The organism is Rhodococcus sp. OS5 (genome assembly GCF_056837585.1).
Genome location: NZ_JBWWRK010000002.1, coordinates 147,963 through 160,258 on the forward strand (window position 1 = coordinate 147,963; position 12,296 = coordinate 160,258).

7 protein-coding genes and 6 pseudogenes are annotated in these 12,296 nt (G+C 59.3%); 5 read left to right on the forward strand and 8 right to left on the reverse strand.

Annotation, left to right across the window (positions count from 1 at the left end):
* Positions 1-44: 44 nt before the first annotated feature.
* A pseudogene (locus ACVZUB_RS30690) lies at positions 45-214 on the forward strand (IS3 family transposase); the annotation flags it as partial.
* A gap of 290 nt (positions 215-504) precedes the next feature.
* Positions 505-1,146 carry an SRPBCC family protein gene (locus ACVZUB_RS30695; protein WP_482628833.1) on the forward strand — a complete coding sequence of 214 codons (642 nt, stop codon included), beginning with the start codon at positions 505-507 and terminating at the stop codon, positions 1,144-1,146.
* A 455-nt stretch (positions 1,147-1,601) separates the two neighbouring features.
* On the opposite strand, the pseudogene ACVZUB_RS30700 reads toward ACVZUB_RS30695, so the two are convergent.
* Together ACVZUB_RS30700 and ACVZUB_RS30705 are read right to left on the reverse strand one after the other, a co-directional pair.
* Positions 1,602-2,162, reverse strand: a pseudogene (locus ACVZUB_RS30700) (IclR family transcriptional regulator domain-containing protein).
* Positions 2,163-2,214: 52 nt separating this feature from the next.
* Positions 2,215-2,406, reverse strand: a pseudogene (locus ACVZUB_RS30705) (helix-turn-helix domain-containing protein); the annotation flags it as partial.
* Positions 2,407-2,891: 485 nt separating this feature from the next.
* On the opposite strand from ACVZUB_RS30705, the pseudogene ACVZUB_RS30710 reads away from it, so the two are divergent.
* Positions 2,892-3,083 (forward strand): annotated as a pseudogene (locus tag ACVZUB_RS30710) (IS30 family transposase); the annotation flags it as partial.
* Here the strand turns inward: ACVZUB_RS30710 and ACVZUB_RS30715 are convergent.
* Complete coding sequence (locus tag ACVZUB_RS30715) at positions 3,083-3,421, reverse strand: winged helix-turn-helix transcriptional regulator (protein WP_283568355.1); 339 nt, start codon at positions 3,419-3,421, stop codon at positions 3,083-3,085. The pseudogene ACVZUB_RS30710 and the gene ACVZUB_RS30715 overlap by 1 nt on opposite strands.
* Before the next feature lie 287 nt (positions 3,422-3,708).
* On the opposite strand from ACVZUB_RS30715, the gene ACVZUB_RS30720 reads away from it, so the two are divergent.
* Entirely contained in the window at positions 3,709-4,551 is an 843-nt protein-coding gene (locus ACVZUB_RS30720; RefSeq protein ID WP_283568354.1) for an SDR family oxidoreductase, read from the forward strand.
* A 757-nt stretch (positions 4,552-5,308) separates the two neighbouring features.
* Here the strand turns inward: ACVZUB_RS30720 and ACVZUB_RS30725 are convergent.
* From ACVZUB_RS30725 to ACVZUB_RS30735, 3 genes and pseudogenes are all read right to left on the reverse strand, one after another.
* Positions 5,309-5,802, reverse strand: a pseudogene (locus tag ACVZUB_RS30725) (integrase core domain-containing protein); the annotation flags it as partial.
* Positions 5,803-6,124: 322 nt separating this feature from the next.
* The gene (locus ACVZUB_RS30730) at positions 6,125-6,676 is read right to left on the reverse strand and encodes a class I SAM-dependent methyltransferase (protein WP_482628834.1); all 552 of its coding nucleotides are present in this window, start codon (positions 6,674-6,676) and stop codon (positions 6,125-6,127) included.
* A 457-nt stretch (positions 6,677-7,133) separates the two neighbouring features.
* Positions 7,134-9,317, reverse strand: a complete 2,184-nt coding sequence (locus ACVZUB_RS30735; protein WP_482628835.1) for a malate synthase G — start codon at positions 9,315-9,317, stop codon at positions 7,134-7,136.
* 536 nt (positions 9,318-9,853) lie between these two features.
* Here ACVZUB_RS30735 and ACVZUB_RS30740 point away from each other — a divergent pair.
* Entirely contained in the window at positions 9,854-10,630 is a 777-nt protein-coding gene (locus ACVZUB_RS30740; RefSeq protein ID WP_482628836.1) for an IclR family transcriptional regulator, read from the forward strand.
* 558 nt (positions 10,631-11,188) lie between these two features.
* On the opposite strand, the pseudogene ACVZUB_RS30745 reads toward ACVZUB_RS30740, so the two are convergent.
* Positions 11,189-11,639: pseudogene (locus tag ACVZUB_RS30745) on the reverse strand (IS6 family transposase); the annotation flags it as partial.
* 41 nt (positions 11,640-11,680) lie between these two features.
* Entirely contained in the window at positions 11,681-12,049 is a 369-nt protein-coding gene (locus ACVZUB_RS30750; protein WP_482628837.1) for an integrase core domain-containing protein, read from the reverse strand.
* Positions 12,050-12,296: the final 247 nt, after the last annotated feature.

Genomic DNA, 12,296 nt, shown 5'->3' on the forward strand with positions numbered 1-12,296 from the left:
AGGTTGCTGTGAATCGGTGGACTCAACTCACCCTGACACGCAGGGCCATGGAGAGCTTCTTCTCTCTACTGCAAAGAATGTCCTGGACCGCCGCCGCTGGCGCAGACGTGACAATCTCAGGATCGCTTTCGTCACCTGGATTGAAAGGACCTACCACCGCCGACGCCAAGTCGGACTCTGCCGATTGACCTCCGTAGACCAAAGACCATCATGACCACATCAACCGCTGACGCCGCGTGACTCAACCTGTCACCTGATCGTTCAGCAAACCCCTCGGGGATGATCGCGTCGTTCACTGTAAGAGTCTCATCTGATCGCGACAGAAGGGAGCCTGTTGATCGTCCAGTGATGCTGGTCATCTCTCGGTGATTTGCGCGAACGTCGATGGAGTATAGATCCGAAGTGGGCCCGTACGCCCTGACCAGCCTTTTTGTTCCAGACAGTGAAACAACGTTTGTGGGTGTCCCAGTCCGAGGTGAAGTCTCGTCCGGGTGTAGTGCTGGCATGTCAGACGCAGGTGTCATTATGTGCCGCCAATTTCTTGAAAAGTTCGCGGCGGCTCGGCGAAGCAAACGTGCAGACAAGGGCCGCTCGCTACGAATGCAACCTCGAAAATCGTTGTCGCACGGAGACCGAGTCTCGCCCGATACTTCAGATGGAGAAAAGGTGACCAGCATAATCGATCTGAACGAACTCCGGCTTACCCGGCAGATATGGGCCGCTGCATCGCCGACCGAGGTCTACGACTTGATCAGCGATGTGAGCGCTATGCCCAAGTGGAGTCCCAACCTGGTTCATGCCGAATACGACAACGGCTATCGGCCTACTGTCGGGGCCTGGTTTTCCGGCCGCAACAAGGCTGATGGGATCGAATGGGACACCCGCTTGAAGATCGTGTCGGCCGATCCCGGTGCTTGTTTCGCGTGGTCTGTCGTCTCGGACGGATCTGAAATTGTTACCTGGAGTTACACATTCCGTTCCGAGAACGCCGGGACAACAATTGAAGAGTCCTGGCAGGTAAAGAAATTGATACCGCCTTTAGGCACCACCCGAGAAGAACTACTGCAGTTACGGACGAACACTGCACGAAGTATGGAAGCCACGCTCAGTTCGCTGGCGGAAAGTATCGGCAACGGGAACCGCTGAGCCGGAAATCCGGTTCACTTTCGCCTCACACGGGCATAGGGACCTGGCCTCGGCCCTTTCTCGAGGTGATGGACACACCGCCGGTTCGAGATTGTGTTTTCGGAGTCCGGTTTCCGGGGCGCGACAGGGTGGCCGATGCGTTCGGTTTTCGCGGGGTATCACGTCCCAGTCGATATTTCCCTGTGGGTGGTGTGCGGTCAGTAAGTGCTGCGGCAGGAGCGTCAGCCATCCCGAATCGGATCGAGTAGAGCACCCGCTGGCAGTGAAGGTAGTAGTGGATGGCGCCGGCCTCATCGGTAACGCACTGATACCTTGATGACGGGCAACCAACTGATGGTGAAAGATGTTGTGTCAGAATCGTTCGGGTCACGTCGATCCGAATCGGGGCAGTGGTGGATCCGATGTCGTTCGAGCGCCGGAGGGCTGTATCGACCGCGGTCGACGCAACCGGAGCATCAGCTACAAAAAATCTGGTCAGCCTGGCTGGGAAGCACCTCGGAAGACCGCGCTTCGGCCGGCAGCTCGCCCGATTTCCTTAGCGGCAGTACGCAGTGCGCTTCGTCCGGTCCGGCGCTGACTGAAAGTGCCGCAATTGCGGGATCACCATTGATCCGAATGGGTGTTGCCGCGCACTCTATTCCGGGCCCGGACTCTTCCCGTTCGTGAGCGATGCCGGTGTTCCGAATGGCCAGCAGTTCGGCCCGAAGTCCAGCACGGTCGGCGATGGGCCGCGGCCCAAGGCGCTGCAGCTCGGTCGCAAGAAGTCCATCGACGACGTGTGTGGGAGGCAAATGCGAGCATCACCTTCCCGACCGCCGTCGCATGCGCCGGCAATCTACCCCTACACGAGACGCCAAGGGAGGGGCGGTTTTTCCGTACAGAATCGCTATGTACACCACCTCGGTTCCGTCCAGAATGGCCAAGTGAATCGTTCGTTTGGTCGAATTGCGAAGATCGTTCATGCGAGTCAATGACAACCGCCGCAACTCCTGCGGGCGGATCGCACTCTCGCCCAGTTCGAAGAATCAAATGCCCAACCCTGATCCCAGCACCGGAATGTTCCAGGAGGTGCTGATCGACCAGCTCTGCGACAATGCGGGAGACGGTAGCCTTCGGCAAACCTGACCGACGCGCGATGTCGGTGATACGTTGTTCGCCGAATGGGGTGTCGAGAAATCCGTACAGCACGCGAGAAACTTGGCCGATCATCGTTGCGGGACTGACTGATTCGCCAAGTTGACTCACCAGTTCGAGTAACATGTTTCGTACGTCTCCGTGCGAGCGCCACGAATTCCTGCAGCCGTGGAGTTCCGGTCGACATGGTTGATTGCAGCCCGAAGAGTCCCACTCCAATCAGTTTTTCTCACTTTCACCTTTATGTTCAAAAGTTGATTGATTTTCAATCCCCGTGATCGATTGCTCACAGACCGCCATGACGCCGACGGCGGAAACTGCCCCACAAGGAAGCTTGCCTGTGGCGATCTGGCCCCAAAACTGCCGTTCCTTCGACCGAAGGTGACCCGGAGCTCCAGGATTTCTGTCCGTCAACCGCTAAGCGGTGATCGACCGCTCCACGATGTTCAGCACCGACACGTCCGTGTTCATTCACCATCGATCATTGAAGCGATCTTCACTGCTTTGCCATCGACGGTAGAGTCGAACTGAAAGTCGAGTGCCCATACAATTTCGGAGCACCAGCTTCTACCTTTGGCCAAGGCGGTCACCCCTCTGTCGAAAACCCTCCGTCTGTGACACGGGATCGAGGTAAGGAACTCTCAGCTCACGCCCTCTCCACCGAACAGACCGGTGTCCAAGTATATTTCGCTGACGTCAAGAGGCCGTGGCGCCGGGCAGCAATGAGCGTCTCAACGGCTTCCTGCGCCAGTGATTTCCGAAGGGGACCGAACCTTACCCGATGGAGTTCCGTGGAGGTAGCTTACGAGGCAGGAACAGGCACAGTGAGTGCCCAATCGTTCATCGCCGCCAGGACAGGCCTGAGTTGTTGGCCGATATCGGTCAGTTCATAGACGACACGAGGTGGAATTTCGGAGTACACGGTGCGCGTCACGATTCCGTGTGTTTCGAAACCGCGGAGTCGATTCGTCAAGGTGTGCGCGCTAATCCCATCGAGTGCCTTGATCAGTTCGCCGAATCGGCGAGGGCCCGTGAGCAGTTCACGAACGATGAGTGTTGCCCAGGGACCGTCGAGAAGGCTGAGGAAACGCACAATTCCGCAATCGTCGATGGAGCATTCCGCAAACTTCACAGGCCTCATTCCCGAAGTATAGTTCCGCTGCAATCATTGCAGCCTATGCAGTTTGTGCACTGCATACTCAGAAGGGGCATCCGGCCATGCGCACCCTGCCTCACGAACTGAGAGACGAGGATGCCGGGACTCAACCTTGCTGGTTCCGGCGATCTGCGGAGTGCGGCAAAGCGATGGCACAGCGCGTGATGACGCGCGAGTCGGCCTAAAGAATCTCGGACGCTGAATGCACTTCGCTGCAGGTCGTCATTGGTGCAGTTGACGTAACCGATGCAGCGCATGCACTAATGGGTGCTATGACACAGATTGTGCACGGCGCCACTGGCGCTCAAGGTTCTCCCGTTCTCTCTGCTCTTCTGTCCGCTGGCCACGATGCCACCGCCGCCGTCCGCGACATCTCCAAGGTGCCCGGGCCCGCGATTCCCATCGACATCACCTCAGTAGAATCCCTCGCCGTCGCATACACCGGCGCGAAAAGCGTGTTCGTGCATCTTCCACTGGGAAGCCCTGATCAGCAGTCCACATACGCCCGGGTAATCGCAGAAGCAGTCGCCCGGGCCCGACCGAGCCGGGTGGTTTTCTCCACCAGCGGCTACCCCACCACGATGCCGGACGGCACGCTCACAGCGCACGGCACCCTTCAGGAAGCCCTGAAAACCTCCGGAGTTTCGTACGCGGTCATCGCACCAAAAATTTTTCTGGAGAACCTCCTACTCCCTGTCACCCTCGAACCCGCACAGGAGGAAGGGATCCTGCGGTACCCCATACGGGACGACTACGCGGTGTCATGGATCTCGCACCTGGACATGGCTGACATCGCGGTCCGTCTGCTAACGGATTACTCGGTCACAGGAATCGTCACCGCGGGCGCACTTCCTGCACTGCGCGGTCAGAGTCTCGCCCAGGGCTTCGCGCACTACCTGGACACTCCCGTCACCTTCGAGGTCCAAGAGCCTGAAAGCTACGGGAAGCAGATCATTCCGCTGTACGGCGCCGACGCGAGCCGCCCCGTCATCGACTCCTATCACGCGCGTTGGACCATGCCCGACGAAGTGATCGACGAGCAACGCTCGGCCCAAAAGCTCCTCGGGATCACACCCCGCACCGTCGTGCAGTGGCTGCGCGACATCAAAGCATGATCCGAAATCGAACCACATAAAGCCCCGATCATTCGGCAAGGGTCTCTACTGACCTAAGCCGAATGATCGGATCGAATATTGCAGGACTCGCGGCACGATCGTGGCCCTCTCAATCCGTCGGCCTTCGATGTGGCGAAATCGAAGAGATTCAGGCGATATCGAGCGCAACTCCAGTACGCTCCAAATATGTAGGGGCCGGCACATAGGGGTCGGCGAACCAGATACGGTCTATCTAAATGGTGCATTTAGGTGCCGTCACCGAAATGCAACGACGACTACTAGCCGTCTCCTACTCCGATCTTCGAGAATTCATCACCGTGCCGGGTCCTCATAGCCTCGACGAACATGTCGATCGAGCGAGCAACCGGTCCGGTGCCGTCAGGTCGGGTCCGTATCCGTGAGCGCGATGTTCTGTGACCACCAGGGCGAGGTCACTGACGTAGCCATCTTCGAAGATCACACGACTAATCGGCGTTACGGTTCCGCCCTCAAATGAGACCTGCGCGGGATAACATACCGTCTACGGAGGCGTATGCGCCCAACATGAGCACATCGAGGGCAGGTTCACCATCAACCCGTGCGTTAGGCAAACCGCCTGCAATTGTAATGTCTCAAACACTTGTAGCCACAGGAAGCGGCATCAACACCCCTCCCCTGCGCTCCACACGCCCGTCAGAATCCGAACATTCGCGCACACCGCAGTCCTTCACCATCTCCGTCGGAACCTCTGGTTGGGCCCCCGTTAGCAGTCCAGCGCCTATGCGATAGCTAATCGGTTTTCTTGAGTCCAGTTTTCCCAGTAGCGGTTTGGCGTCATGTCGTCCAGGGATCCGTGGGGCCGTTCATGATTGTAGATAGCTTCCATTCCTCGGCCAGATAGGTCGCTTCACCCATGGTGTCCATGATTTCTCCGGAGAGTTGTTCCCTTCTGAACTGGGCGTTGAACGATTCGATGAAACCGTTCTGCCACGGTGAACCTGGGTCGATGAAGGCGGTGCCCACGCCGATGGTGTTGCACCAGTTGATCAGTGCGGCGGCGGTGAATTCGGGACCGTTGTCGCAGCGGACGTAGGTCGGGGCGGTGCCGGTTTCGGCGATGATGTTCTCCAATGCGGCGCCCACGTCGGAGGCTGTGAACGACCGGCGCGCGATGATGGCCAGCGCAATGCGGGTGTATTCGTCGACGACATTGAATTAGCGGATGTGCCGCCCGCAGGAAGTCACGTCGGATTAGAAGTCGAAACTGACCACGCCCTTCTCGACCACGAAGGACCAGCCCGCCCTGTGCCACACCGTTATGCTTCGCTGACAGTGGAGGGAAGACTGCGGCCCGTCGCATGATGTCGAACTCGTCGGGTAGCCATACCGCTGCCTGAGATAGACATCTCCCGCCTGTGCCTCGAAGTGAGTCAACCGAACTCTCCCGGGTGGGCTACATCCCGCAGACCTTCCCCCACCGCACCCCGACGGTGACATCGATGTCGACGCCTTCATACCGCCGAGCACGCCGACGGTCGCAGCTATCGTGACCACGTCAGCTCTCGCATTGCCGGCGGCAGTGGGGCTCGGTCGTCTAGTTGACGGCCGAGAGCACCACCCCCTCCGGGAAGCTTTGAGTTGCGACATCGGAGAAGCCAGCGCGACGGAACAAGTGCTCGAATCCGGCGGGAGGACCGCCGGAGGGCGGCGTGAACGCCGCTACCATCACGGCGCCATCGTGCAGAACTCGACGTAGTTCAGACAACCCGGCTCCTGGATCCGGCCAGAAATGCAGATTGTCCACCGTCAGCGCCGCATCGTAAGAGTTATCGTCGAATGGTAAGTGGGCGACGGTTCCCCGTACGAGGGTCATCCGGCCGTCTTCGATTGCTGCCGCATTGCGTTCCGTGGCCCGCCGATGCATCAGCTCCGATGGGTCCACGCCGGTAACATGGCCGTCGGGGACCTCCCGGGCGAGAAGCTCGAGCGCCAATCCCGGGCCGAAACCGATCTCGACTATTCGATTGTGCCGGCGCGGAGCTAGCACCTCGACAACGCGGCGAGCCATCTTTCCACCCGCCCGGACCATGAGGTCGGCGCCTCGCTCACCCGCTTTGCCTGCGGGGATCACGAACATGTCTTCCATGGAAATATTGTCTCCTCTGTAGCCGGCCACGGTCGGATTAGAGTTTCATCGACGATGTCCGAGTCCTCCTCAGGAATCGGTTCCGCATCGACGGCGGCGCTCATGGACGCGCTTCGTCCGTTCACAACCGGCACAGCTATTTGATACGTGAAGGGGCACTGTCACGTTAATCGAAACGTATAGCGGCACAGCTAGTTTGGGACAGGTCGCTGCGGGCAACCGTCGGGAAGTTCACTTTCAGGCGGCAACATCGGTCGCGGTGACTGACGAAGAGCCAATATCCGGACAACTCCATGCAGTCCCACTCCGACCATTATGCCGTCCCGTCTGTTTACCTGACCGGCCGTTTCGCCAATCAACCGGGAAGAACCTCGACCGTCCGTCGACAATGGCTAGGCGACATAGTTAGGCGTCAGCCTCGATCCGAGCGATCAGAGCCGCGTTCGTGAGTGCGCTATCAGGCGTTGGCGGCCTTGTACTCGCGGCGGCGGCGATGCAGGATCGGCTCCGTGTATCCGCTGGGCTGCTTCGCGCCTTCGAGGATGAGTTCCTTGGCAGCCTGGAACGCGATGTTGGAATCGAAATCAGGTGCCATGTTGCGGTACTCGGCGTCGCCCTCGTTCTGACGGTCGACAACCGGGGCCATGCGCTCGAGTGCACTGACAACGTCGCTCTCGCTGACGATGCCGTGACGCAGCCAGTTGGCGAGCAGCTGGCTCGAGATGCGCAGGGTGGCGCGGTCCTCCATGAGCGCGACATCGTGGATGTCGGGAACCTTGGAGCAGCCGACACCCGCGTCGATCCAGCGGACGACGTAGCCGAGGATGGACTGGCAGTTGTTGTCGAGCTCTTCCTTCTTCTCCGCGTCCGTCCAGTCGGTGCTGGGAGCGAGCGGGATGGTCAGGATGTCGTCGACGCTCGCACGCGGCTTGCCCTTCAGGCCGTCCTGAACTGCGAACACATCGACGCGATGGTAGTGCGTCGCGTGCAGCGTTGCGCCGGTCGGCGAAGGAACCCACGCGGTGTTGGCGCCGGCCTTGGGGTGACCGATCTTCTGCTCGAGCATGTCTGCCATCAACTCGGTCATGGCCCACATGCCCTTGCCGATCTGCGCCTTGCCCTGCAGACCGCAGGCCAGACCGGTGTCGACGTTCCAGTCCTCGTAGGCGCCGATCCACTTCTGCTTCTTCATCTCGGCCTTGCGCACCATCGCGCCGGCTTCCATGGAGGTGTGGATCTCGTCGCCGGTGCGGTCGAGGAAGCCGGTGTTGATGAACACCACGCGGTCGACGGCTTCCTTGATGCAGGCAGCGAGGTTGACCGTCGTACGACGCTCCTCGTCCATGATGCCGACCTTGAGCGTGTTCTCGGCAAGCCCGAGGACCTGCTCGACACGGCCGAACAGTTCGGTGGTGAAGGCAACTTCCTCGGGACCGTGCTGCTTGGGCTTGACGATGTAGATCGAGCCGGTGCGGCTGTTGTCGAGCGGGCCGTTGGCGTCACTGATCGAGAGGCCATGCACTGCACAGGCACTGGTGATCAAAGCGTCGAGAATGCCCTCGGGGACCTCGTTGCCGTCGGCATCGAGGATCGCGGGATTGGTCATGAGGTGACCGACGTTGCGGACGAACAGGAGCGAACGACCGTGCAGGCTGAGTTCGCTGCCGTCGACGGCGGTGTACTTACGGTCGCCGTTGAGCGTACGAGTGAAGGACTTGGCGCCCTTCTTGATCTCCTCGGACAGATCACCGCGATTGAGGCCCAACCAGTTCCGGTAACCGACAACCTTGTCGTCGGCGTCGACAGCGGCGACCGAGTCCTCGAAGTCCATGATCGTGGTGACGGCCGATTCGAGAACGACGTCCTTGACACCGGCGGCGTCGGTGCTGCCGATCGGGGAGGACGCGTCGATCTGGATCTCGGCGTGCAATCCGTTGTTGAGCAGCAGGATGCTCGTCGGTGCGTCCTTCTCGCCGAGGTAGCCGACGAACTTCTCCGGCTGGGCGAGGGTGGTGACCGTACCGTCTGCCAACGTGATCTTCAGTTCACTGCCGTCGATCACGTACTTGGTCGAATCTGCATGCGACCCCGACGCGAGAGGTGCTGCCGCGTCGAGGAATTCACGCGCCCAGGCGATGACCTTGTCGCCTCGGACCTTGTTGTAGCCGGAACCCTTCTCGGCGCCGTTCTCCTCCGAGATGGCATTGGTGCCGTACAGCGCGTCGTACAACGAACCCCAGCGGGCGTTGGACGCGTTGAGAGCGAAGCGCGCGTTGAGGATCGGCACGACCAACTGCGGGCCGGCCGTCGAGGTGATCTCAGTGTCGACGTTCGCGGTGGTGACCGAGAACTCGGCAGGCGTCGGCAGGAGGTAGCCGATCTCCTGCAGGAACGCCTTGTATGCGGCAGCGTCGATGGGAGCGCCGGCATGATCGCGATGCCACTGATCGATCTGAGCCTGCAGATCGTCACGCTTGGCAAGCAAATCGCGGTTCTTCGGTGCGAGCTCGGTGATGACCTTGTCGGCGCCGGCCCAGAACGTCTCGGCGTCTACACCGGTGCCGGGAAGAGCCTCCTCGACCACGAAGTCGTAGAGAACCTTGGCAACCTGCAGACTGCCGACCTGATGATGACTGGTCATGAGATACCTCTCTTGTTTCTTCTCTGCACCCCGCATTGGTGTGCAGAGAACAGCGTCGAAACCCTTGCGCCAAAAGGTTTTTCGAATCGTGGACCAAATTGCGATGTGGATACTCACCTTCAGTTCCGCGAGTGGAACCGGCTCTGCCGCTTCTCGGATGAGATCGCGAACCAGGGTCCCCCAGTTCATTCCTCCCCGCCATATCTCGCAAGCGCCGCACACGAACATACATACGATGAACTCGCCGCCGAGACCATGCACTTCCGGCAATTCGGGAACCCGAAGCTGTTCGAAATCAGGGCATCCTTCAAGGCTCGCCGGCAGGAGAGCCGACACGGCCAGCTGCAACCGTCAGCACGTTTGCGAGCGTCTTCCATAATGCGGAAAATATATTTCGGATGTTGATATTAGAATTGCATCGTCCGTTAGGATTTGTCAACAGGAACGTGCCTTGCATCGGAATCTTCGCAGCAAAAATAGACATTTCGCATTGTGGAATGATGGGTAAGCGACTACGGAACGATGGGAGATCAGGCATGAGCAGAGAGACCGGTTCCCCTTCCGTGAGTGGCGTGCAGTCCGTCGAGCGCGCCTTCGACATTCTTGAGATCATGGCCTCGACTGGGGAATCGATTGGAGTGAGCGAGCTCGCAGCGAAGTCGGCATTGCCGTTGCCGACGATCCATCGACTCGTCCGTACACTCGTCCTCCGCGGCTACGTGCGACAGCTGCCGACACGGCAGTATGTGCTGGGGCCCAAACTCATGCGGCTCGGTGACAGTGCAACCCAGGTCGTCAGCACCTGGTCGCGTCCGCACCTTTCCCGACTTGTCGAACTCACTGGTGAGACTGCCAACATGGCAGTTCTCGACGGCAACATGGTTGTATACGTAGATCAAGTGCCCTCCGAACATGCAATGAGGATGTTCACCGAAGTGGGCCGGCGGGTGCACTTGCACTGCACCGGAGTCGGAAAAGCGCTGCTGCTACATCTATCCGACGACACCGTGAGGAATTTGGTCAGCCAAACCGGTATGCCCTCGTATACCGAAAATTCGATCACCAGCCTTGACGCGCTCATCGCCGACCTCGACAAAAGTCGCCTACGTGAATACGCCATCGACGAGGGCGAGCAGGAAATCGGCGTGCGATGTTTCTCTGTACCAGTTCTGAATGCTCCCACGCCAACAGCGATCTCGATTTCTGGACCAGCTGCTCGCGTCACGGTCGAGTCAGCGGCTCATATTGCTCCTATGTTGCAACAGGCGGCCCGCGAGCTGTCTACAGAGTTCACCAAGGGCGCTCAGCTGTAAGGCAGTGAAACGCGTTGGTTCCGTATTCGCGTCCACGATATCGAGACTCAAGTGGCTGAAACAGCAGGTGGTGTCGTAATTCATTAGCTAGCAGGTACGGAGCCACTGAACGCCGAAGTGCTTCTCGGCCTGGGGACTGCCCCACTTCGGCTGACTTATAGGATCGATAGTATTCGGACCGCATATGCGGCCTTGTTGATTTCTTACACCAACTGGTGTGAACTTTCCGCACCGTTGCCGACGTGTGCGACGGTAGGTCTTCTCGATACGGGTCAGGATCGCCAGCCGTATCGTTGCGTCGGCCAACCACTCACGCGTTTCCTCGTAGGGCTGGGGCGGACCAGCCCCATAGGTGACGACCTTTGTCGACGCTATCGCCCTGAGGAAGACCGACGATCCACCCAACTGCCACGCAAACGAGAGCCGAAGGCACCTTTCACACGGCACTGTCACGCTAGTCGAAAAGTGAAGCAGCGAAGCATGTTTGGTACACATCGTTACAGGGTTCCGCTGGGCCGTTCACTTTCACGCGGCAACATCGATCGCGGTGACTTCCTGCTAGACCGCGAACCGGTCGGCCATCTCAGCACGCCATTCGGGCGCCGAGAGTCTGTGTCGCCAGGATCGGAAATGCGGTGAGATACCCGAGAAAGCGGACAGGAATCGTTGCGCGTACCCAGGCGATGTGAACCGTTTCATCGCCCGCTCCCGCTGTCGGGCGGCTGATGAGAATTCTCGACCCGGTTGTTCAAATACTTCGACCGGCGATGCTCGACCGAGGCCAGCATCTCGCGGCGCGCCACCTGGTAGGTGGCGAGCTTGTCGGTGACGATCACCCGCGGCGCATACCGCAGCCCTTGAGTAGCCGTCGGAAGAACTTCTTGGCTGCCTTGCCGCTTCGGCGTGACTTGACAAGCACGTCGAGCACGTTGCCTTCCTGGTCGACCGCCCCGGGTTGTGGGCGTCGTCGGCGCAGCTGGTTGGCGTACGTTTGCCCGAACTTGGCGCACTGGTAGGACCCCATTTGGTGAGCCACTCGCTATCAGAGAATCAATGCGTGTGAATACAGCTGGCAGCGTACTCATTTGGAGTTCGATAAGCCAGCGATGAATGACTGTGCCGGTTGTTGTAATCCTCCTTCCAGTCCTCGATGACCACCCGAGCTTCGAGGAGGCTGTGGAATTCGTTCATGTTCAACCATTCGTCCCGAACACGGTTGTTGAAGGATTCGATGTACCCGTTCTCCCACGGCTGACCAGGTGGAACGTAGCCGATACCGACCTGATTCTCGCAGAACGTCCTCAGCGACTCGGAGATGAACTCGGGCCCGTTGTCGCACCGAAGCACCTGCGGTGGGCCACCCCCGAGCGCAAATGCTTTCTCCAAAGCTGCGACGAGAGCCTCTGCCTGGCACCCCATCATCATTGCCTACGAACGGCAGAGACTGAGAGTGCACCTTCGATCGATCGCACCGCGTCTCAGCAATTGAGCGTGGCCGCCGAACCTGTGCACGCCACTCGCCAGGAGAGTTCGATACTCGCCGTCAACACGAAACTGCGATTCGAGGCGGTCACAACCCTCATGATCGAAGGCATGTGAATCAGAACAATCGTCCAAGTCTGAGTGGCTACATATTCATCGGCGAGCACAGATCCTCCTCGGCCAG